This window comes from Cognaticolwellia beringensis (assembly GCF_002076895.1).
Taxonomy (GTDB): Bacteria; Pseudomonadota; Gammaproteobacteria; order Enterobacterales; family Alteromonadaceae; genus Cognaticolwellia; species Cognaticolwellia beringensis.
Window position 1 is genome coordinate 3,345,067 of record NZ_CP020465.1, and the last position, 21,899, is coordinate 3,366,965.

The 21,899-nt window shown below is 38.0% G+C and carries 20 protein-coding genes; 10 read left to right on the top strand and 10 right to left on the bottom strand.

The genetic code is table 11. From position 1 onward, the window contains the following. Positions 1 to 279: 279 nt before the first annotated feature. A complete protein-coding gene (locus tag B5D82_RS14095; protein WP_081152402.1) occupies positions 280 to 3,135 on the top strand; it encodes a response regulator in 2,856 nt (951 codons plus the stop codon). Positions 3,136 to 3,158: 23 nt separating this feature from the next. Here B5D82_RS14095 and B5D82_RS14100 read toward each other — a convergent pair whose 3' ends face one another. From B5D82_RS14100 to B5D82_RS14120, 5 genes are all read right to left on the bottom strand, one after another. Next, entirely contained in the window at positions 3,159 to 3,365 is a 207-nt protein-coding gene (locus tag B5D82_RS14100; protein ID WP_081152403.1) for a helix-turn-helix transcriptional regulator, read from the bottom strand. 1 nt (position 3,366) lies between these two features. Further along, on the bottom strand, positions 3,367 to 3,825 hold the full coding sequence (locus tag B5D82_RS14105) for a hypothetical protein (RefSeq protein ID WP_081152405.1): 459 nt from the start codon (positions 3,823 to 3,825) through the stop codon (positions 3,367 to 3,369). A gap of 373 nt (positions 3,826 to 4,198) precedes the next feature. After that, complete coding sequence (locus tag B5D82_RS14110) at positions 4,199 to 4,759, bottom strand: DUF1697 domain-containing protein (RefSeq protein ID WP_081152406.1); 561 nt, start codon at positions 4,757 to 4,759, stop codon at positions 4,199 to 4,201. A 73-nt stretch (positions 4,760 to 4,832) separates the two neighbouring features. Continuing rightward, complete coding sequence (locus B5D82_RS14115; protein WP_081152408.1) at positions 4,833 to 5,150, bottom strand: Mpo1-like protein; 318 nt, start codon at positions 5,148 to 5,150, stop codon at positions 4,833 to 4,835. Between the two features lie 7 nt (positions 5,151 to 5,157). Beyond that, a complete protein-coding gene (locus tag B5D82_RS14120) occupies positions 5,158 to 5,793 on the bottom strand; it encodes a LysE family translocator (protein ID WP_081152409.1) in 636 nt (211 codons plus the stop codon). Positions 5,794 to 6,182: 389 nt separating this feature from the next. On the opposite strand from B5D82_RS14120, the gene B5D82_RS14125 reads away from it, so the two are divergent. From B5D82_RS14125 to B5D82_RS14145, 6 genes are all read left to right on the top strand, one after another. Then, positions 6,183 to 6,638: a CPBP family glutamic-type intramembrane protease gene (locus B5D82_RS14125; protein WP_157673903.1), complete on the top strand. Its 456-nt coding sequence runs from the start codon at positions 6,183 to 6,185 to the stop codon at positions 6,636 to 6,638. A 93-nt stretch (positions 6,639 to 6,731) separates the two neighbouring features. Continuing rightward, positions 6,732 to 7,196: a DUF6194 family protein gene (locus tag B5D82_RS14130; protein ID WP_081152412.1), complete on the top strand. Its 465-nt coding sequence runs from the start codon at positions 6,732 to 6,734 to the stop codon at positions 7,194 to 7,196. A 26-nt stretch (positions 7,197 to 7,222) separates the two neighbouring features. Then, positions 7,223 to 7,840, top strand: a complete 618-nt coding sequence (locus B5D82_RS14135; protein WP_081152414.1) for a LysE family translocator — start codon at positions 7,223 to 7,225, stop codon at positions 7,838 to 7,840. A gap of 13 nt (positions 7,841 to 7,853) precedes the next feature. After that, positions 7,854 to 8,141 (top strand): hypothetical protein, encoded by a 288-nt coding sequence (locus B5D82_RS14140; RefSeq protein WP_081152415.1) that lies wholly within the window; start codon positions 7,854 to 7,856, stop codon positions 8,139 to 8,141. Positions 8,142 to 8,204: 63 nt separating this feature from the next. Then, the gene (locus B5D82_RS20010; protein WP_172820650.1) at positions 8,205 to 8,381 is read left to right on the top strand and encodes a hypothetical protein; all 177 of its coding nucleotides are present in this window, start codon (positions 8,205 to 8,207) and stop codon (positions 8,379 to 8,381) included. A 130-nt stretch (positions 8,382 to 8,511) separates the two neighbouring features. Continuing rightward, the gene (locus B5D82_RS14145; protein ID WP_081152417.1) at positions 8,512 to 9,174 is read left to right on the top strand and encodes a YoaK family protein; all 663 of its coding nucleotides are present in this window, start codon (positions 8,512 to 8,514) and stop codon (positions 9,172 to 9,174) included. A 127-nt stretch (positions 9,175 to 9,301) separates the two neighbouring features. On the opposite strand, the gene secF is transcribed toward B5D82_RS14145, so the two are convergent. The 3 genes from secF to B5D82_RS14160 form a co-directional block, all read right to left on the bottom strand. Continuing rightward, entirely contained in the window at positions 9,302 to 10,222 is a 921-nt protein-coding gene (secF, locus tag B5D82_RS14150; protein WP_081152418.1) for a protein translocase subunit SecF, read from the bottom strand. Continuing rightward, on the bottom strand, positions 10,219 to 12,132 hold the full coding sequence (gene secD / locus B5D82_RS14155) for a protein translocase subunit SecD (protein ID WP_081152420.1): 1,914 nt from the start codon (positions 12,130 to 12,132) through the stop codon (positions 10,219 to 10,221). Before secD ends, secF begins: the two co-directional genes overlap by 4 nt. Positions 12,133 to 12,298: 166 nt before the next feature. After that, positions 12,299 to 12,718, bottom strand: coding sequence for a hypothetical protein (locus tag B5D82_RS14160; protein ID WP_081152421.1), 420 nt, complete (start codon positions 12,716 to 12,718; stop codon positions 12,299 to 12,301). A 235-nt stretch (positions 12,719 to 12,953) separates the two neighbouring features. Between B5D82_RS14160 and B5D82_RS14165 the strand changes: the two genes are divergently transcribed. The 3 genes from B5D82_RS14165 to metH all read left to right on the top strand — a co-directional run bounded on the left by B5D82_RS14165 (position 12,954) and on the right by metH (position 18,893). Next, positions 12,954 to 13,547: an HD domain-containing protein gene (locus B5D82_RS14165; RefSeq protein WP_081152423.1), complete on the top strand. Its 594-nt coding sequence runs from the start codon at positions 12,954 to 12,956 to the stop codon at positions 13,545 to 13,547. Between the two features lie 674 nt (positions 13,548 to 14,221). Continuing rightward, positions 14,222 to 15,172 carry a homoserine O-succinyltransferase gene (locus tag B5D82_RS14170; protein ID WP_081154520.1) on the top strand — a complete coding sequence of 317 codons (951 nt, stop codon included), beginning with the start codon at positions 14,222 to 14,224 and terminating at the stop codon, positions 15,170 to 15,172. A 31-nt stretch (positions 15,173 to 15,203) separates the two neighbouring features. Further along, complete coding sequence (gene metH, locus B5D82_RS14175; protein WP_245807629.1) at positions 15,204 to 18,893, top strand: methionine synthase; 3,690 nt, start codon at positions 15,204 to 15,206, stop codon at positions 18,891 to 18,893. Positions 18,894 to 19,223: 330 nt separating this feature from the next. On the opposite strand, the gene B5D82_RS20355 is transcribed toward metH, so the two are convergent. Then, complete coding sequence (locus tag B5D82_RS20355; RefSeq protein ID WP_081152426.1) at positions 19,224 to 19,793, bottom strand: double zinc ribbon domain-containing protein; 570 nt, start codon at positions 19,791 to 19,793, stop codon at positions 19,224 to 19,226. A gap of 706 nt (positions 19,794 to 20,499) precedes the next feature. Then, the gene (locus B5D82_RS14190) at positions 20,500 to 21,849 is read right to left on the bottom strand and encodes an NAD(P)/FAD-dependent oxidoreductase (RefSeq protein ID WP_081152429.1); all 1,350 of its coding nucleotides are present in this window, start codon (positions 21,847 to 21,849) and stop codon (positions 20,500 to 20,502) included. Between the last annotated feature and the right edge of the window lie 50 nt (positions 21,850 to 21,899).

A 21,899-nucleotide genomic window follows, 5' to 3' on the forward strand; every position in this document is an offset into this window, starting at 1 on the left:
TTAAACGCCAGTGATAGGTCGCTGAACATTTAGTAACCTTATATATCACTTCTAAATGCCAAAGGTGCTGCATGTAAAAAGTAGAAGTGACATTTAAAGGTAAAATTGTTGCGTCAGGCGTGTGAAGCCATTTGAGCTTAGCGTTGTTAGTGGAATATTAAAATGCTATAACTAACTTCTACAGGGTTATTTATCGATTGAAGTAATAGAGTATAACTAAATTCGCAAGAGTAATAATTCACTTGATAGTAAAAATAGGCGTGTTTTAAGGTGTTATAGATGGCGGATCCTAAGCGAACATTGTTATTCTATTTATTGTTTTTATTTACAATTTTTACGAGTTTTACGGTACAAAGTCAAAATCAGAAATCTACTCAATCTCTAGATAAAAACCTTACTGAGCAGCTATCCATAATTGAGGCCATGAAAGCTCAAAAACAAGCCTTAGATTTAATCACCTCTCTCAGTGCTGACAACACTTTATCATCGCAAGATAAACTCTCCGTTTTAGCCAGTCAAAGTAGAATCCATCATAATTTAGGACAACTTGATCATGCCATTAACGTTGCACAAAAAGAGCAACGTCTTGCCAATCAATTTAAATTTAAACGACTTGAAGCAGACGCCTATAAAAGAGTGGGTGTTTATGCCTACTATAAGGGGAAAGGTGACTTGGCATTATATTCCTATCAACAAGCGCTTAAATATTATCTTACGCTTGAAGAACCCATTGCCCAAGCAAATTTATACAATAATATAGCCTTAGTATATGCCGGAACAAGCGAGTTTGAAAAGGCATTGTTAAGCTATCAACAAGCAGAGTTGAGATATCAAGAATTTGGTAGTGAAACAGATAAAATTGATGTGAAATTTAATATTGCAGGCTTTCATTTAGAGCTAAAACGATACGATCTCGCTATAGCTATGTATCACGAAGTGATTGAAAGGCGGATGAAAATTTCAGATCATAGTGGGCTTGTAATGGCATACGGTGATATCGGCACTTCCTATAAATATGAGGGGGACTACGAAAAGGCAGAGCATTATATGAAGCTTTCACTTGATTCTGCTCGCAAAAATAAAGATGATTATTATGTTGCTTCTGTTTCACATAATTTAGCCGAACTCTACAACGATATTCAAAAACCTGACCTCGCCATAATTTATGCAAAGGAGGGGATTCGATTAAGTATTGAGCAAGGGCACGACAATGCTTACTCAGGCTCATTATATTCTTTAGCTAAAGCTTATTTTTATCAAGGGAAATATGACTTGGCGTTGCGCCATGTCGAAGAGTCAAATGATATAGCTGAACAAAGAAAAAACAAGGACCAAATACAATACAACCTATCTCTATTGGCACTTATATATGCTGCACAACATCAAAATTTTGAAGCAATTGCCAGTCAAAATGACTTTTTGAGAGCTAAATTTGAATTAGACAATAATGAACTTAATTCGAAGTTAGCTTTGTTTGACTCTGAACAATTAAAACAACAAGTTGAGCAGTTAAAGCAACAGCAACGTTTGCAAGAGCTTGAAATTGAACGCTCTTCACAAACACGCGTTATTATTGTGATTGTGGTAGTGGCCACGTTGCTTATTGGGTTTTTAATTGCCCGCAGAGAAATAGAGCGGCGCTCAAAAAATGCCCTTGAAACCAAAGTAAAGCAAAGAACCACTGAACTCGAATATTTAATGCAAGAGTTACAAAAAGCGAACAAGATTAAAAGTCAATTTTTAGCGAATATGAGCCACGAAATTAGAACCCCATTGACTACGGTTATTGGTCAAGCTGAAGCGATAATTAGTGGCGATGTTGAAGAAGAATTTATTGGCAAAGAAGTCAAGATTATTCACGGCAATAGTCTGCATTTACTCGAGCTGACTAACAATATTCTCGATTTAAGTAAAATTGAAGCTAATAAAATAGAGCTTGAAATACAGACACAAAACTTGCACGATATTTTGCAAGAACTGGCAAATATGTTTAGCTTACAGGCGAGGTCAAAAAGCTTAACTTTTGAAATTATTCATTCCTTACCAAAACCCTTCTTAATTGAAATTGATGGTTTTCGTGTTAAACAAATTCTGATCAACTTATGTTCTAATGCCATTAAATTTACCCAGAAAGGGCAGGTTGAATTAAATATTAGTCAGCATAAAAATATCCTTTTGTTTAAAATTACCGACAGTGGTATCGGTATGAGCAGCTCACAATTACAAAACTTATTTGAAAGCTTTACCCAAGGCGACAGCAGTATTAACCGACGCTTTGGTGGTACGGGTTTAGGCCTGTGTTTATCAGGCCAACTAGCCAAAATTATGGGCGGAAAAATTGAAGTTGAAAGTGAGCTAAATCAAGGCAGTGTTTTTGCTTTTAGTTTACCTTGTCAGGCAAGTATGAGTGAGTTGTGTAGCGAAAGCAGAATATCGGCTACTGAATTAAGTGCTAGCGAAGAGCAGCAGCCATTGCAGGGCACAATATTACTTGCTGATGATCACAATGATAACCGTCGACTTATCGCGCGTTTACTTACTTCTTTGGGGTTAGAAGTTATAACGGCACGTAATGGTTATGAAGCGCTCGCTTTATTCAAACAACACCAGCCAGCGTTAATTTTAATGGATATACAAATGCCAGAAATGGATGGTGTTGAAGCGTATGATATTTTGCGACAGACAGGTTGTAAAGTGCCGATTATTGCCTTAACTGCTAATGCAATGTCGCATGAAATTTCTCATTATTTATCATTGGGTTTTAATGAACATTTATCTAAACCGATTGAACGAAATATTTTTATTCCAACCATTGCAAAATATTATAACGGTAGTGTTTCTCAAGCGGTGGCAAATGAAAGCTTTAATAATGTCGATATGTCGGATTTAGTACAGGAGTTTAAATCTAACTTGGTGTTAGAGCAGCAAGACTTAGTGTTACATATTAACAATGATGACTTTGATAAGCTTGCTAAGCTATCGCATCGTATTGCTGGTGCAGCACAAATGTTTGGCTTTGCCGATTTATCTAAATATGCACTGGGATTAGAAATGGCGATTAAAAATAATCACAGTGCCAGTATTCATGAGCATACTCAAAAATTGCTCAATGAGATAGACCAAGTATTATGGTGATTGCACGACAATACTTTTGCTTATTATTGATACTGAAAAACAGACTCTAAAGGGGTGTCGAAATACTGGGCAATTTTAAATGCTACTTCTAATGAGGGCGAGTATTTGTCTTTTTCAATCGCGACGATGGTTTGTCGTGAGACACCAACCGCGTCAGCCAACATTTGCTGTGTCATTTCATTGTTATTGAAACGCAAACGACGAATACTATTGGTTATATTTTTTGCCATTCTAAAAGCCTCGACGATAATAAAATACTTGCGTCGCAAACTTTACAATTTCCGCAATTAGAGCACCAAAAATAATAATATTTATAATGACATACTCATTTGGTAAGTTAAGCAACGTTTCTAGCCTTTGATTCATAAAAGGAAAAAGTAAATGTACTACTGCGGCAATCGCAGTAAAGTTTAGAATGTAGTAGGCATTTTTAGTCCCAATAAGCGTGATTTTCTTATCTCGCTCATCCTCATCATAGTTCGCATTTTTATTATCAATTATAGCGATAACCATATGATGAAAAATCTCTAATAAAATGGTCATGATAACCACTGTCAGCAATGCAGATTGCATAATACTTGTGGTTAAAGTCTCTTGTTGCGCTGATAAATAAAGCGTAGAGAAGTAGTTAAACCAGATATAAACCGTTATGGCTAAAGAGATCCAAATACTGCGTTCTTTGTATGACATAGTAAACCCTCAATTTCATATTAATCGAACTAAACTTATCTAACTCGTTGAATATTATTGGCTGTTTAAACACCAAGCACCCTTTAACTGGTGTATAAAAGTGGTGTATAAAATATTTGACATTATGTATCAATAATTTGACTTTAGTTGCACTCTATTTCAAAGTCAAATATTTTATACATTATGTAAGCTATGTTTTACTTTTACTGTGAGGGAATTAAAAGATATCGTTAAAGCAGGGAGCGACATTATCACGTTAATATCGAGCATAATCATACTGCTGAATGCGTTTTACGTATATATTTATTAACAATTGACGCGTCTTAATGGGGTAAAAGTTTGCTGCCATGTGTAAGCAACATAAACTTGTGCTTTAATTAATATTTGTAGCAGCGAGAGTAATGAGTTTATCAACGGTTTTTAGGTTACGAGATGTAGCATTAACGTTTAACTTTTTTTCAATAATAGTGTGAGTTAATTTAGAGCGACCATAGCCATCCTCGCAATGTAAATAAAGGACTTTATCTATGATCTGTAAATGTTCGTTTTCTTTTAAGTAAGGCGATAATAAAGCAGTTGAATTACTCGGCACATCAGATAAGAAGCATAACAATACTTTGCTACCCTCAGCGCTGAGGTCAATATTTTTAAACGGTAAATTTTCACGGGCGGTTTGTAAATCAAAAGGCGTTAAAACAAATACCGGTACCTCAAATTGATAATGTACAAAAATAGCTAGGTGTATTTGCTTGGCAAGTTGTGAGCAATAACTTACTCCACCTTCATTATGATTAAAAACCACATTGCCGCTTTGAATATAGCTTTTCACATTTTCAAACGATAATTGCTGATAGAGTGCTCTCAAATCAGCCATTTTTATTATTTTTTGGCCAGCAACATTAATACCGCGAAGTAATGAAATATAAGTGGTCATATTTTTTTCTCAAAAGTCATTATTTAATTGCTTTAACTGGATTATAAAAACGTACCACTAATAAAGTTCGTGTTTAGAACTTAAGCTTACCCAGTAACATGTCTTTATACATAACCCAGTCGCCTAGAAAACTATACCAAGGATAGGTAAAAGTGGCAGGCTTGTTTTTTTCAAAGAAAAAGTGCCCAAGCCAAGCAAAACCATAACCGAACAAAGGTAAAGTCCAGAGCAATAGCCATGCTGCGTTCATTAAAATATAGCCTAATGTTATTACAATTAGGCTAGAGCCGATAAAATGCAGTCTTCTGCAAATGGTATTTTGATGTTGGCTTAAATAAAAAGGGTAAAACGATTTAAAGTCACTGTAGTGTTTTATGGGTTCATTAGTCATATATTATCTAATTTATTTTACTGGTAAGTACTTTTAAGCCCATTAATAACATAGCGCCACCAAGTACACGATCGATCCAATGACCTAAGCGTTGAAATTTTGCATTAACACTGGGTCGAGAGAGTAAAGCTACGACGGTAGAAAACCAAAGCAGCTGTAATATCATCATCCAAACACCGTAAATAACCAAATGTAATATCGGCAAATTAGGCGACAAAACTACGGTAAACAAAGCAACAAAGTAAATTGGCGCTTTGGGGTTTAAAGCATTACATAAAAAGCCTTTTGCGATAGCTTTTAAGTTTGAATGTTTTTTAATTGATTGTTTAACAACTAAATTATTAATCTTGCTCACTGGTTTTGCGCTTAAACCTTGAAAGCCTAAATAGAGTAAGTAGCAACCGCCGATAATCTTTATTAACCACAACAAGGTTGCTGAATTAGCAATAACCGTGGCTAAGCCTAAAGCAGAGTAAATAATATGAACCGACAAACCTAAGGCGATGCCAATGCTGACCATAAAACCACTTTGTTTACCATTCGATAATGTTTGCTGCGAGACTAAAACAAAATCAGGCCCTGGTGATGCCGCTGCTAATAAATGAATGGAGGTTATTAATAGTAAACCTTGTACTAAATCCATAAGCAATCTCTAAAAAGGAGCCTTAAAAGTAACGAATAGCAATAATGCTGATATTAATTGTGATGTGTGGTTCCGTTCAGTTCTAAAATAACACTGCTTAAATTTAGCTGCAAACTTATTAATCACCTATAATAATGTGTCTGTAATTTAATGAATTAATTGTTGAAGTGTCAGCTATGCAATGTTCAGCGATTGATGGTTAAAGTAGCTAAAGCGAAAGAGCTTTTTGATTGTTAAAATTAATCAATCCAGTTAGAGTATTTCAAAAGCGCAATAATAGTTTCGGTATTCGTAAGCCTAGTTAAATCATTAAAAAATAAAGCGAAGGGTTTAAGAAATAATTATCAGCTTATTAAAAGGACGTGACTCCCAATCTCAAGGATGCAGATTTGTTTAATCTATTAGAAAATACTAATCAATCTCTTCTATTGTATATATTTAAGGTACATATATTAAATATTTGTATAGGGTTACCCATTGCTTTTTTTCTAGGATTTTATTTTCCAAACGCAGAGCTTCCAGACTTTGAGTTAGGCTTTGAATCTTTTATAGGGCTTGTGTTAGTTGCGCCTATTTTAGAAACTTTTTTTATGATCCCTATAATTTACTTATTCAGAAAAATAACGCCTAATAAATTCTATGTTTCAATACTGAGTGCGGTGTTTTGGGGCGGAGTTCATTCTCTTCAAGTGCCTTTGTGGGGCGTTGGCGTTTTTAGTCTTTTTTTCTTTATGTCAATGGCATATCAATACTGGGACACCCACTCTAGAGGTCATGCATTGTTTGTTGTAATGATGATTCATGTGTTAAACAATGCAACAGTTTTTCTATTAGTGCTCTTTTAAGTTTAATTAAACAATGTAAAGTGCTGTTTTATTTCGTTTAACGTTCAGCTAACTAAAATCCATTATTAATAAGGTTGTCTTGAAGGAGTTAGGGTGCAAGCTAAAGAAATTGTAGAAGTAATTTTATCCGAGTATGAAGGCGTTATTGCCAAGTCTAGTTGGGGAGAAACTGCTTTGTTCTACAACCCAAGTAAAGTGTTACCTAATGGGGTCTACTTTTGTACGATAAAAGAAAAAAACGGTGAAAATGATAAATCGTCAGAGCTTGATCGAGAGGGGGTTTTCAGGCTAAGCATTGGTGTCAGCAAAAATAGCTATGAAAAAATGTTTGGTTTGAGGCCTAAACGCCCGGCCAAAGGTGATAAAGTTGATTTAAAAGACAGCTTTGTAGCACTTAATAAGCTAATGCCTCACCCCATTTATGCATGGATGTCTTGGCTTCAAGTGTTAAACCCTGATGAAGCTACTTTTTCAAGTATGCGACCACTACTTAATGAGGCTCATACAAATGCAGTCATTAAATTCAATAAAAAAATGGCTAAAAAGCCCAAGCACTAGCGCTTATTAACTTAATAAGAAAGAGTATGGATTATATAACCGCAATCGTATTGTTTGCCATAGTGTCAGCTGTTACGCCAGGACCGAATAACATTACTGTTATGGCTTCTGGAGCAAATTTCGGTATTCGTAAAAGCCTGCCTGTGTTTCTGGGAATTTGTATTGGTTTCGCAATAATGTTATTGCTGTTCGGTATCGGTTTTGGGCAAATATTTGAAAAATTTCCCGTTTTACATTTAATGGTAAAATTATTTGGCACACTGTATTTACTTTATTTGGCTTATTTAATTGCAACAGCAGCTGAATTGTCTACAGCAAATACCCAAGCTAAGCCCTTAAGCTTTATGCATGGCGTTTTATTTCAATGGTTAAATGGTAAGGCTTGGGTGGTAGCAACAGGAGCCATAGCGGCTTTTACGACAGTTGGTGCCGATTTTTATACGCAAAATTTTATTATTGCGTTTATTTTTTTAATTTTCTCATTTCCTTGTGTTGGTATTTGGCTGTTTTTTGGTTCAATGTTAAAGACTTTATTAAAGTCTAGGCAACATCGGATAATGTTTAATTATGCGATGTCAGGATTACTGGTAATGTCGGTAATTCCTGTGGTTATAGAATTAACCGTTATATTTATTAATAAATAAAAAGAGGCGCTCAATGGAAGATCAAGTTGCTAAAGTTCGACGAAGTTCGAATCTAATAAAGGGCTTTATGGCGTTAGTCGTTATCATGCAGGCCGTACAAGTTTATCAGACCAACACCCTAGATTTTGGTGCTTTAGCCGGATCTTTGGGTGTTTTATCTGCACTTAGAGGTTTGCTTTTATCTCCTGCATTGTTAGTAGTACCTATAAAAGGCTGGTTTAAGCCAAATTTAGCTTTAACAAAAGCGAGTTATAAATACCTACTGTTGGCCTTTGTGCTAATTTTAGTCAGTTCATTTTAACTTCACTGCTGCAGGCCTTCTTACCGAATAAATCGAATTTGTTTTATCAAGAGAAAAACTACTATGAAAGCAGTTAAAAATGAAGTTAAAGAAGAGATAAAAGCAAAATGGCTGTATTGGAATAATATTAAAAGTAAGAAAAATAAAGTGTTGCTGGTGATTTTATTGTTAAGTTTGATCGGGTTAAAAATATTTACAACAGTTTTGACTTTTGATTGGCTCGCCAGCTTATTCAACTAGCTATAAAGTTTTAAAGCTTAGAACTTTATTAAAATATATTGCCTGAAACAATGTTGATTAGTTGTGTATTTTGGTAATTCAACTCACTTTATTTGTTGTTTAAAACTGTGCTAGTAGCCTAAGGTCTATCATGATTTCAAAATTACCTCGTTGGGTAGAATATGGCTCATTCATACTGTCTTTAGTCGCAGGGCTTGTTAATTCTGTTGGTTTATTAGGATTCAAGCATCAATCAATATCACACTTATCGGGCATTGCCACACAGTTTGGTACCGGCATAGTAAACTCGACGTTTATTGATGTTTTTCATTTGCTTCTTATTCTCTTAAGTTTTTTAATTGGCGCTGCCATTTCAGGATACTTTATACGCGGCGGAGCGCTTAAATTAGGCCGTAACTACAGCAGTTTACTTTATCTAGAAGCTGTATTACTTTTTGGTGCTATTTACTTCTTAACAAAGGACTCTTTAAACGGACATTATTTGGCTTCAGCTGCGTGTGGCTTGCAGAATGCACTAGCAACTACCTATAGTGGAGCGGTGATCAGAACAACTCATGTGTCGGGTATATTTACCGATTTAGGTATTATGTTAGGTGCAAAAATAAGAGGAGAGGAGTTCGATAAAAGAAAGGCATTGTTATTTATGCTAATTATTGTCGGCTTTATAACGGGTGGAATATTAGGCGCATATTTATTTAGTCTCTATAAATTTTACGCGTTAATTATTCCTGCAACTATTTGTATCTTATTAGCCCTAGCTTATTCATTTTACAAGGCGAAAGTAAGTCAATAATTCGTTTGAAAACACTGTATCTAGCGCCAACTATATCTGTCATCAATCAATACTTAGCCAAACAGGCTATTTATCACTGGTTGAGCAATAGATTAGCCTGTTTGGTATTAATATTTTAAAGCGAGCGCTATGGTAGTGTGCAAATATCTTGCGCTTGCTTATGATAATGTTCAGCAGTCAAACCTAATATTTGCGGAACAGTCGCTGATATGGCAATTGACGAATATGTACCCACTAAAATTCCGGTAAATAAGGCAATAGCAAAGCCCTGTAATGACTCTCCTGCAAAAAGCCCTATCGCTAAAACTGTTGCAATAGTGGTACCTGAGGTAATTAATGTTCGCACTAAGGTGGATTTAATCGCCTGATCAATAATGTTATCAATATCGCCATCTTTGTTTCGCATTATTATTTCTCTGACTTTATCTCCGACGATTATCGAGTCGTTAAGCGAATAACCGATAATAGCGAGTAAGCTGGCTACAATGGTTAAATCGAAGGAAATTTTAAACCATGCAAATATGCCTAGTACGATCACTACGTCATGAACGAGGGCGACGACAGAGCCTGCTGCCAATCGCCATTCAAATCTTAATGATAAGTAAACTAATATCACAATAACGGCAGTTAGTAGCGCAAGACCGCCTTGGTCGATGAGTTCGTCACCCACTTGACTACCAATATACATCGCGTCTTGTGGCGTTATTGATAGGTCGCTTTGTTGGGCGAATTCAGTCAACCAACTGCTTTGTTGTTGGCCTATGTTGCTTTCCGTTTGTCGAACACTCCAATGTGTGCCGTTGTCTGCGGCAGATAACTGAAAGTCTGCTGGTAAATAGCGACTAAGCAGTTGCTGCATATTTTCTTGTGCTATAGGTTGCTCTGTAGAGAATTCAGTTAAGTAACCGCCAGTAAAATCCAAGCCAAGGTTTAGGCCATTTTTAACTAGGCCAAATAATGAAATAGCAATAAGCACTGCTGCAAAATAAAAGCTGGCAAAGCGAAATTTACTGATGCGTGATGTAGATTTTATCGTGTTGTTATTCATGACTTAACTCCCGTTTTTTTCGCTATTTTAAGGGCTGGCTTAACCGGCAATTTTTCCGCTGAATGATGACTGATTTTATTTGCTGATTTAATGCCCATAAGATGGCTTTTATTTTCACGAATTACCATGTTGGTTAATGCTTTTGCGACAAAAACGCCCGTAAACATGCTGGTCAATATTCCCAAGCACAAAATAATGGCAAAGCCTTTCACTGGACCATAGCCTATAGTGTATAAAATAATACCCGTAATCATTGTGGTGATGTTGGCATCAAGAATGGTTGAAAAAGCACTTTTATAACCCGTTTCAATGGCCGATAACGTCTGACGTCCTCGTCTTAATTCTTCTTTAATTCGTTCAAAAATAAGCACGTTTGCATCAACCGCCATGCCAACGGTAAGGACTAATCCTGCAATACCGGGTAGCGTTAATACAGCGCCTGGTAATAAGGACATCAGACCAAGTAAACTGACTAAATTTAGCGCTAAAGCTACATTGGCTATAACGCCTAAAGTTCGGTACCAAACAGCCATAAATAAGAGCGTAAAGACAATACCGATACTAAGCGCTTTAATACCGTTATCTATATTATCTGCACCAAGTGTTGCTTCAATATTGCGCTGCATAACGATGGTGACTGGCGCATTTAATGAACCTGCGCGTAACAACAGTGACAACTCTTGCGCCGCTTGTGGGCTCGACATATGGGTAATACTAAATTGAGAACCTAAGTGTTGAGAAATATTAGCGACATTGATTATTTTACTTTTCTTAACGATTTCATTGTCACTGTTGCGGTGAAATTCAGAGAACACTGTCACCATAGGTTTACCAATATTAGCTTTAGAGAAAGTCGACATTTTTTTGCCGCCGATACTGTCTAGGGTTAAGTTTACCAATGGCAGTCCCATTTCATCTTGACCAGCACGAGCATTTTTAATGCTACTACCAGAAAAAACCGCTTTGCTATTCAAGCTTAACTTACGACCGCTGCTATCAGTCATGTGCATAATGCCGGCAGTATTTGAACTATCAGCTAGTTGGTAAAAGTCTAATGTCGCGGTAGCACCAATAATACGCTTTGCTTCTTCTGGATTGTGCACACCGGGTAGTTCAATACGTATTCTATTTTTACCTTGCTGTTGAGTTACCGCTTCAGTAATGCCTAACTCTTCAATGCGTCCGCGCATGGCTTTTAAGGTGTGTTTCATGGTCGTTTGTCTAAATTTTACTTGTTCTTGCGGCGGATAGAGTAGTGTTATTTTAGTGCTACTAATTTTATTAATGCTAAGTTCTGGCGCGCTTTGAGTAACAGTGCTAAGTAGCTTTTCAACTTTACTTTGCATAGATGACGGAAAGTTAATATCTATAGAATTGTTTGTAGGCTGAGTTAACGTTATACCGCGTATACGGTTTTCTATACTAAGCGTTTTAATGTCGACCGCGATACCTTTAAGGTGTTCAAACAAAGCTCTTTCGGTGTCTACATCTAATACAAATAACACGCCACCACTCAAGTCTAAGCCTAGCTTTATTGGTTCCATATTCATTGACTTAAACCATGCTGGCGCATTACTGTCTATTGCGCTGTCTACCGTGTAACGCTCACCTAATTCAGCTTTTAATAAATCTTTAGCGACTAGCTCATCGGCCTTATTGGCTAAAGTAATGGTAATACCGCTTGCGCTAGTGGTTATTTTTTCAGCTTCTAGCTGATTACTCTGTAAGAACGTATTTAATTTTTGCGGCGATGTTTGCTCTATTTGGCTGCTATTGCTAGTTAGCTGAATGCTTACTTTCTCTGGGTATAAATTTGGTAGGGCATTAATAATCATAAATATCAGGGTGATAAGGATGACTGCATTTTGCCAGCTAAAATACTTTCTGGTGGATTTGTTACGTGTGTTCATCTTGAAATCTCTAAATTAACACTATCTTGGAGCACTGAGCTTAAATTGCTGAACGTGCACAATAAGTGACCGATGACTTTGCATCAGTTTCTAAAAAGGAAAATAGTCGATTTTGGGTAAGTAATAACTAGGAAAAGAGATTATTACTTGTACATATGTTGATGAACTAACTGTGGTAGGTGGTTCTAGCGCTGTATAAAAAGTTACCGTCTTTCCAGCCGGAAATACGAGATGATTTTGCTTGATGATTTAATTGTTCAAACCAGTTATTTAATTTTACGGGCGGTGCTAAGTTTCTAAATTCTCTTTCACTATGGTTAGTTTGAAAAAATTCAATCACTAGTACATAAATTGGTGCTGTTTGCGCTTCTACAGAGAATGTCGCCGGACTAATACTATTAATGCGAGGTAAGGTAAATAAATCTTGAGAATGCTGAGCATCGAAAGTTGTATGGGCTTTTTGGTCTAGCTGAGTAATATCATTATGTTGTGCAATTGTATTTTGGTTAAATTCTGAATGTGACCAGGCATTAGCATTTTGAGCTAAGAGAAATATTACCAATAATATTGTTATGTAACGCCACATATATTTAAATTTCTTACCATTAACAAACTTAATGTTAGGTCTTTTTTTTATTTTTCAATAGCCAGTGGATACTTTAAATAAAATAAATATTATTGAGCTTAATTAATATATTGAGCACTTTTAATGACACCTTACAACATTCACCGTGTTCAGGGTGGAGTTATTGAGGTTAGCCCCCATATCAATTGATATCGAAAGTACAAATCACCAAATTAGCTTTTTAATAGGAGAAGTAATGCAAAACTTGGAACAGCAATTAGATTTTATTCTAGAGTTAGATCGCCTCAAAGCCGTATATCGGCAGGTGATGGTAAAATCGGATAACAATAGGCGTGAAAATAGTGCTGAGCATAGTTGGCACATTGCCATGATGGCTCAAATGCTTCATGTCTACGCCGCAGAGCCTGTAAATGTTGCACGTGTCACCACCATGTTGCTGATTCATGACATAGTAGAAATTGATGCCGGTGACACCTTTGCATTTGCAGCACAAGCCGAACTGGACGCACAAGAAGCGAAAGAGCTTGATGCAGCAAATCGAATATTTGGATTGTTGCCTCTAGAGCAATATCAAGAAATGTTAAGCTTGTGGACAGAGTTTGAAGCAGCCGAAACAAATGATGCTAAATTTGCCAAAGCGATGGATCGGGTGCTGCCATTATTGCAGAATATGAAAAATGACGGAGGTAGTTGGGTTAAGCATAATGTAAGTAAGTCAGACGTTATTGCGCGTAACAATTTATTGGATGGGTTAGCGCCAAAATTATGGACCTATGTTGCAGCTCAAATTGAACTTGCCGTAGGAAAAGGCTGGCTTCGTAACGATTAATTTAAGCAATGTAGTAGCTTGCTAATATGAGTAAGCTACTAAAATTTATACCATCTAACTCACTATCTAAATATATGTTTTGGTTGAAAAACTAACTAAAGTGTATGAAATGACTACCTAATTAAATTAGTATTACCTTTTAAATTTAAGAGTATACCCTGTAAGTTTTGCTCAATTTAGTGAGTGAGTTCAGGCTTTATATGTTTAAAACTAAAACTTAGCTAAGCTTTATGGTTAATTTACTTTTTAGCCCCTGCCTATAATTGACAAGGGTAACTTCACAATTTTTGTCCGCATGGCTTTAAATAAACTTTGCGAGTAATGTCATATATTCCTCTTAAGACAATTAATCGCAGTCCAGAAACAAGTCAAAAAACCTAAAGTGTCTTACTCGATTAGTCAGTTTAATCATGCTTGAGGAGGGATTTTTGAAGCAGAAGTGGGTCTGTTTCGGGGGATTTATTGCTGTTACATTAGTTAATTTCGGTTAAAACTCATTATTTTTTCATTTAAGCGTGTTAAAGTATTTTAGACGTCTATACGTTTAGAGGTTGACATAGCTAGAAATCCAAGTCACATTATACTCAGATAAAAATTGTAAAGAACAATACTGTTTTTCAGCGTTATTATATATAGATACAAGTTAATTAATTACCCGATATTAGGTTAGCAATATGCCCATAAAAATTCCCAATGAATTACCCGCATTAACGATTTTAGACAAAGAAAATATTTTCGTGATGTCTGAACGCCGCGCCGCGGATCAAGAAATTCGCCCTATGGAAGTGGCAATTCTTAACCTAATGCCTAATAAAATTGAAACCGAAGTACAAATTTTGCGTATGTTGGCGAATACGCCACTGCAAATTAATGTTGAGTTTGTTCGTATACATGCCAATGTATCTAAAAATACACCGCAAGCGCACTTAGACAATTTCTATCGCTTGTTCGATGATATTAAACATAAACAATACGATGGTTTGCTTATTACAGGTGCGCCGCTAGCGTTATTAGATTATCAACAAGTTACGTTTTGGGATAAAATTTGCGAGGTGTTTGACTGGGCAGAGCAAAATGTTACCTCAACCATGTTTTCTTGTTGGGCCGCCCATGCTGCGCTTTATCATCATTATGGTTTAAAGCGGCATTTGAGAAAGCAAAAACTATCTGGTGTATATCGCCACCATTGTTTAAAGCCAGATGAGCAACTAACCCGCGGTTTCGATGAAACCTTTAGTGTGCCACACTCTCGTTATGGTTTTATTGAAAAATCGGATTATCAGTCTCTTGAAGATATTGAAATATTGGCAGAGTCTGACGTTGCTGGGGTTTATTTAGCGGCGAGTAAAAATAAGCAACAAGTCTATTTAACCGGTCATCCAGAATACGATGCAAGTACACTCAGTGAAGAGTATTTTCGAGATATTGCGGCCGGGGGCGATGTTTCAATACCTGTAAATTACTTTACCGATGATGACCCAGAGCAAGAAGCAATAAACATGTGGCGCAGCCATGGCAGTTTACTGTACACCAACTGGTTAAACTATTACGTTTATCAAATTACGCCGTATCAATTAGATGCAAACCATATTAAAGCCATTCACCCAGGGAAATCTCGTGTCTAAGCAATCAAACTCTCAATCAAAAACCCCAGTAGTGAAATCTGCTTCTTATGGCCTTTTACAAGCTCAGTTAGATAAGCGTATTTTAATTTTAGATGGCGCTATGGGCACCATGATCCAAGCGTATAAGTTTGAAGAGCAAGACTATCGCGGCGAACAGTTTGCCGACTGGCATAGCGATGTTAAAGGTAACAACGACATGTTGGTACTGACCCAGCCTGACGTTATTAAAGCGATTCACCGTGAATATTTAGTCGCTGGCGCAGATATTCTTGAAACCAATACTTTTAATGCCACCACTATCGCCATGGCCGATTACGACATGGAAGATTACAGTGCCGCTATTAACTTAGCAGCGGCGCAGATAGCGCGTGAAGTGGCAGATGAATTTACCGCGAAAAACCCGGGTAAACCACGTTTTGTTGCCGGTGTTTTAGGGCCAACAAACCGTACCTGTTCAATATCACCTGATGTAAACGATCCTGCGTATCGTAATGTAACTTTTGATCAGTTAAAAGATGCCTATATTGAATCTACTAACGCCTTGCTTGATGGCGGCAGTGACATTATTTTAATTGAAACGATATTTGATACCTTGAATGCTAAAGCGGCTATATTCGCCGTTGAAACGGTTTTTGAAAGCCGTGGTGAACGTTTTCCTGTGATGATTTCCGGCACGATTACCGACGCCTCAGGACGGACGTTATCAGGCCAAACAACTGAGGCATTTTACAACTCGTTACGCCATGCTAAGCCAATTTCAGTAGGTTTAAACTGTGCGTTAGGCCCAGTTGAATTACGTCAATATGTTGCAGAGTTAAGCCGTATTTCAGACGTGGCTGTATCTGCTCACCCCAATGCTGGTTTACCGAATGCTTTTGGTGGCTATGACTTTAGCGTTGAAGAAATGGACAAGCATATTGAAGAGTGGGGAACATCAGGCTTTTTAAATATTATTGGTGGCTGTTGTGGTACCACGCCAGATCATATTAAAGGTATGGCAGATGCAGTGGCTAATATTGCTCCGCGAGAAATAAAGCCGAAAGAAATTGCTTGTCGATTATCAGGGCTAGAAGCGCTTACCATTAAAGAAGATAGTTTATTTGTTAACGTTGGTGAACGTACTAATGTTACAGGCTCAGCTGTTTTTAAACGCCTTATAACCGATGAAAACTACGATCAAGCTATTGCGGTGGCTTTGCAGCAAGTTGAAAACGGCGCGCAAATTATTGATATCAACATGGATGAAGGCATGTTGGACTCGCAAGCCGCTATGGTGCGATTTTTAAACTTAATTGCCGGTGAGCCAGATATTGCTAAGGTGCCAATTATGCTCGATTCTTCTAAATGGGATATTTTAGAAGCGGGCTTAAAATGTATTCAAGGTAAAGGTGTTGTTAACTCTATTAGTTTAAAAGAGGGCGAAGACAACTTTCGCGAGCAAGCTGAATTGTTACGTCGCTACGGCGCTGCGGTTATTATTATGGCGTTTGATGAAAAAGGCCAAGCCGACACTCGCGAGCGTAAGTATGAAATTTGTCAGCGTGCCTATCAAATTCTGGTGCATGAAATTGGTTTTCCTGCAGAAGATATTATTTTCGATCCTAATATTTTTGCCGTTGCCACCGGTATCGAAGAGCATAACAACTATGCGCGAGATTTCATTGACGCGGTAGGTGATATTAAACAAAACTTACCACACGCTATGATTTCTGGTGGTGTATCTAATGTGTCGTTTTCATTCCGTGGTAATAATCCGGTGCGTGAAGCGATTCATGCCGTTTTTCTCTACCATGCGATAAAAAATGGTATGGACATGGGGATAGTTAACGCAGGTCAGTTAGCCATTTATTCAGACATTCCAGATAATCTGCGCTTAGCGGTTGAAGATGTTATTCAAAACTCTGATGACGGCGCGACCGAGCGACTTCTTGATATCGCTCAAGAGTATCGTGGTCAAGCGGGCAGCCAAAGCAGTAAAGCGGATTTAACATGGCGCGAATTAGAAGTTAATAAGCGTTTAGAATATTCACTGGTTAAAGGTATCAACGAATTTATTATTGAAGATACTGAAGCGGCTAGATTAGTCGCTAAACGACCGTTAGATGTTATTGAAGGGCCGTTAATGGACGGCATGAATGTTGTTGGTGACTTATTTGGTGCTGGCGAAATGTTTTTACCACAAGTGGTAAAGTCAGCGCGGGTAATGAAACAAGCCGTAGCGCATTTAAATCCCTTTATCGAAGCGGAAAAAACCGAGATTAAATCTAACGGTAAAATACTGCTAGCAACGGTTAAAGGCGATGTTCATGACATTGGTAAGAATATCGTTGGCGTAGTATTGCAGTGTAATAATTACGAGATTATTGATTTAGGCGTTATGGTGTCATGTGACGATATTTTACGTGTAGCTCGCGAAGAAAAAGTCGATATTATTGGTTTGTCGGGTTTGATCACTCCATCGTTAGATGAAATGGTGCATGTTGCCAAAGAAATGAAGCGACTAGACTTCGACCTACCATTATTGATTGGTGGTGCTACTACCTCTAAAGCACACACTGCGGTCAAAATTGAGCCGCAGTATCAGCATCCTGTTGTGTATGTACCTAATGCTTCACGTTCAGTTTCAGTGGTAAGTACGTTACTTTCAGATGAAAATAGAGCCGCCTTTGTTGAGCGCCAAAATGCTGAATACGTTAAAGTGCGCGAACGTCATTATAAAAAAGGTCCACGATCTAGTTTAATCTCATTAAAAGACGCGCGTGCTAATGCTGTGCCGATTAGTTTTGATAACTACACACCAAAAGTGCCTAATAAACTAGGCGTAACTGTACTTGATAATATCGACCTAAATATTGTGAGACATTACATCGATTGGACGCCATTTTTCATGACTTGGCAGTTATCGGGTAAATATCCGTTAATTCTTAAACATGAAGTGGTAGGCGAAGAAGCCACTAAGCTATTTAATGATGCCAATGCTATGTTGGATGATGTGATCAACAATAAAAAATTAACAGCAAAAGCGGTTTTTGGGTTATTTCCAGCGAATCGTGAGCAAGATGATTTACAGCTTTATACCGATGAAACGCGCACTGAACCCTTAATGAAACTGCACCAGTTACGTCAACAAAGTAAAAAACCTAGCGGTCAATATAATCGATGTTTAGCCGATTACGTTGCTGATAAAGCCTCTGGTGTTGATGACTATATTGGTGCTTTTGCAGTCTCAGCAGGTTTTGGTGTTGAAGCCTTAGTAAAAGCCTTCGATGCGGATCATGATGATTACAACAGTATATTAATTAAAGCCGTTGCCGATAGGCTTGCTGAAGCAAGTGCCGAGTATTTACATGAACAAATTCGTAAAGACTATTGGGGCTATGCTCCAGAAGAAGATTTACCGAATGATGATTTAATTCGTGAAAAATACCAAGGTATTAGACCTGCACCGGGTTATCCTGCTTGTCCAGAGCATACAGAAAAGGGCTTGTTGTGGGAGTTACTTAAGGTAGATGAAAACATAGGTATGGAATTAACCTCAAGCTTCGCCATGTGGCCGGGCGCTGCGGTCAGTGGTTGGTATTTTGCCCACCCAGATTCTAAATACTTTGCGGTTGCCAAATTAGCACAAGACCAAGTAGAAAGTTACGCCGCCCGTAAAGAAATGACCATGCCACAAGCTGAGCGTTGGTTATCGGCTAATTTAGATTACGAGCCATCGTAAGTTATATTTTATAACGTTATGGTGTCATAGGTTAGCGTAATAAAGTTGTGTGATAAAACATAAAAGTGATATAACTTAATCGGTTATATCACTTTTTATTTCTCAATTGTTATGGGGGAAATTAAAAATCAATGACTATGACCCATTGGCTCGTGACCCCATTGGTTCGACCCTATTGGTATCAGTTCATCGTCTGCCTACAGGCCAATATCTACCTAATACGATATCGTCTCCTCACCAAATTCCGGCTCAAACTATAAATCTTTACGATCATGGAGTAAAAAGCTTCGATGGCATACTTTTGGAATCCAGAACAACCAATTCGGATCGCTAACGAATAGCTAAATTGGGGAAAGGCATAGATATCAAACAAGCATCTTGGCACATCATGTGTGCATATATTTTACTTCCTCCTCGATCTTCTATGAACTGTATACAGTCCGAATAGCAGTCATTGCCAGTATACCCGGGAACATTGGGTGCCATCGCGCGGTAGAATTGAGACTTGGCTAATGCAGGAAGCGGCATTGATATATAACAGATTTCTTGACAGACACGATAAGCCTCTGCCGACGAAGCCCCCCCGCCTTCCATATGGTCTCGACAGTCATAGTAGCAATCATTACCCGAGTACCCAGGATTGTTTGGCACTGCTAAAGACCGAACAGCCTGGGCAGTGGAAGTTGATGAACAGCCACAGGTCTCTGTAGCGTCTCCACTAAGCATTGAGTGGCAGTGCTTACACTTTATTGCATCTGCTTTTATGGCTTCTTTGCAAAACGGACAAACGCCCTCATGCTTAGGGCTAATGGACGGAACGCTGCTATGGCAATGTTTGCATTTAATAGCTTCATCCTTAATGGATTCCTTACAGAACGGGCACTCGCGATCATCTGACATTGGGTGAATCTCCTTTCAAATCGACTGAAAGCTACATTATCTTTTGTACGTCTTTCAGTTTCAGCCTAGCACATAGCGAGTATTTGTCCAATAAATGTATTGTATGTCATCTACAACTATGCTATGTGGATTTCCTTGAGACTAATAAATCGGCTTAAATCTCCTGAACGTCACTTATAAGTTATTTACTCATGCCAGTGCAAAAGGGCAAAGCAGACTAATTTTGGAAAGCCTTTTCTCCAGCCAATAGTCAGTACATTGAAGGCACAAGCGCTTTGTATGCTAATGGCTGCTTCTCTGGTAATGCGGCCATAAATGTCAATTATTACTTTTAGCTTTATTTTGCTAAAGCGGACATTATGTTCACCCAAAACCGACATATAGTTAGCGTATTAAATATAAGGCGTAATCACCAATCATTGCGCAGTAGAAACCTCAAACTATATAACCGAATTAATAACTACAGCTACAACATCATCGATTCAGATAATTCAAACATCACTAATCCTATATAGAGACAAGGTGATGCATTCTTAAAAATTCAGCTCTGGCGGCGAGCTATATGTGCCTATATCATTAAAAGGATTAACATCTACTTTAAGCTGGGAATTTGGATGATATATTAAGGTCATGTTGATATTTTTATGGGTAAGGCTGCTTATAGCAAGTGGACCAAATAAGTGATTAACTTGCTATTCGTTAGGGCCTAAAGCCAGGTGTCTTTGACTTTGCCATATTGGAAAAAGCCCCACTGGCCAACACGCCGGAAGGGAGCAAAAGGAAATTTAGGCAAGGCCTTTTGATATAGGGGGATATTCGGCGTATCTTGTCCTGCGACTTTTTGTGCGAGGCGTTTACCGGCCTGGACTGAAAATGACACACCAGCGCCACAATAACCCATGGAATAGAATACGTTTTGTTGCTCATTTTGATATATATGCGGTAAATCATCAAGAGCCATGCTCAGCCAACCTGACCAAGTATAATCATACTTAATATTTTGTAACGCAGGGAAGTTGGTTTTTAAAACTTTCAGTAGACGTTTAGAAAAATAGGGATCTTCCGCCCCTTTGCCAGTAATAGCACCGCGGCCACCAAACAAGATCCTATTATCTGGTAGCTTACGGTAATAGTACTTCAATGCCCGAGTATCCATGATCACATTGCTGGTTAAAAAATTACAAGCTTCTAGCTGCTGTGGAGATAAAGGTTGGGTTACTATGATTTGAGATAACACCGGCAAGGTTCTATTTTTGACCAAACCATGAAAGCCATTTGGTGTATACCCGTTGGTGGCGATAACGACTTTCTTTGCTTTAACAATACCATTCGGGGTATGTAACACCTGTAACGTTTTTTCGTTTTGACCTTGTTCGTACCAGTTTTCAACCGGGGTAGCACAATGAATCTTCACCCCTTCTTGACGTGCCAACCGTTGATAACCCCAGGCTAATTTTAGTGGGTTGATACCAAAACCATCTTGATAACGAATTGCACCATGGGCATTTTGATCGGCCATATATTGCTGATGCAAGTCTTGCCTCGATAATATCTGTACATCATAACCAAACATTTTCTGCTGTAATTTCGCTGCGGATACCAGCGCTTTAAACATGCTAGGTTTATGGGCAACCCGGATATAGCCGGGGTCTTGTTGCTCGCAGTCTATGCCTTCATCGATCAAGCTCTTAACCGTATCTACGCCTTCACACATCTCATGATAAATGCCACGCATGACTTCCTCACCCCATTGCTTTTGCATGGTAGCGTAAGGTTTTCTACCCGATGATTTTAAAACAAATCCACCATTGCGGCCACTGGCCCCCCAAGCAGTTTGGTTTGCCTCTAAAACAGTGGCCTTAATGCCATGCTCACGTGCCAAATGCAGCGCACAGGATAAGCCTGTGTAACCGGCACCCACAATTGCAACATCTACCTCTATATCACGATCAAGCTGGCCTTCATGCTTAGGTGGGATGCCAGCGACATCGGCCCAGTAACTGTCAGGGTATTTCTCATCGCAACCTGGCGATTTATCATGCAAGGGATCGTACATTTATTGTCCTTATTTATAATATCTTTACATTAATTAAACTTACTACTGCA

Excerpts from the sequence above, each read along its gene's own strand:
- secD (WP_081152420.1), bottom strand. The coding sequence starts at position 12,132 with ATGAACACACGTAACAAATCCACCAGAAAGTATTTTAGCTGGCAAAAT.
- B5D82_RS14100 (WP_081152403.1), bottom strand. The coding sequence starts at position 3,365 with ATGGCAAAAAATATAACCAATAGTATTCGTCGTTTGCGTTTCAATAAC.
- B5D82_RS14120 (WP_081152409.1), bottom strand. The coding sequence starts at position 5,793 with ATGGATTTAGTACAAGGTTTACTATTAATAACCTCCATTCATTTATTA.
- B5D82_RS14165 (WP_081152423.1), top strand. The coding sequence starts at position 12,954 with ATGCAAAACTTGGAACAGCAATTAGATTTTATTCTAGAGTTAGATCGC.
- B5D82_RS14135 (WP_081152414.1), top strand. The coding sequence starts at position 7,223 with ATGGATTATATAACCGCAATCGTATTGTTTGCCATAGTGTCAGCTGTT.
- B5D82_RS14095 (WP_081152402.1), top strand. The coding sequence starts at position 280 with ATGGCGGATCCTAAGCGAACATTGTTATTCTATTTATTGTTTTTATTT.
- B5D82_RS14140 (WP_081152415.1), top strand. The coding sequence starts at position 7,854 with ATGGAAGATCAAGTTGCTAAAGTTCGACGAAGTTCGAATCTAATAAAG.
- B5D82_RS14110 (WP_081152406.1), bottom strand. The coding sequence starts at position 4,759 with ATGACCACTTATATTTCATTACTTCGCGGTATTAATGTTGCTGGCCAA.
- B5D82_RS14160 (WP_081152421.1), bottom strand. The coding sequence starts at position 12,718 with ATGTGGCGTTACATAACAATATTATTGGTAATATTTCTCTTAGCTCAA.
- B5D82_RS14145 (WP_081152417.1), top strand. The coding sequence starts at position 8,512 with ATGATTTCAAAATTACCTCGTTGGGTAGAATATGGCTCATTCATACTG.
- B5D82_RS14115 (WP_081152408.1), bottom strand. The coding sequence starts at position 5,150 with ATGACTAATGAACCCATAAAACACTACAGTGACTTTAAATCGTTTTAC.
- B5D82_RS20355 (WP_081152426.1), bottom strand. The coding sequence starts at position 19,793 with ATGTCAGATGATCGCGAGTGCCCGTTCTGTAAGGAATCCATTAAGGAT.
- B5D82_RS14105 (WP_081152405.1), bottom strand. The coding sequence starts at position 3,825 with ATGTCATACAAAGAACGCAGTATTTGGATCTCTTTAGCCATAACGGTT.
- secF (WP_081152418.1), bottom strand. The coding sequence starts at position 10,222 with ATGAATAACAACACGATAAAATCTACATCACGCATCAGTAAATTTCGC.
- B5D82_RS14190 (WP_081152429.1), bottom strand. The coding sequence starts at position 21,849 with ATGTACGATCCCTTGCATGATAAATCGCCAGGTTGCGATGAGAAATAC.
- B5D82_RS14170 (WP_081154520.1), top strand. The coding sequence starts at position 14,222 with ATGCCCATAAAAATTCCCAATGAATTACCCGCATTAACGATTTTAGAC.
- B5D82_RS20010 (WP_172820650.1), top strand. The coding sequence starts at position 8,205 with ATGAAAGCAGTTAAAAATGAAGTTAAAGAAGAGATAAAAGCAAAATGG.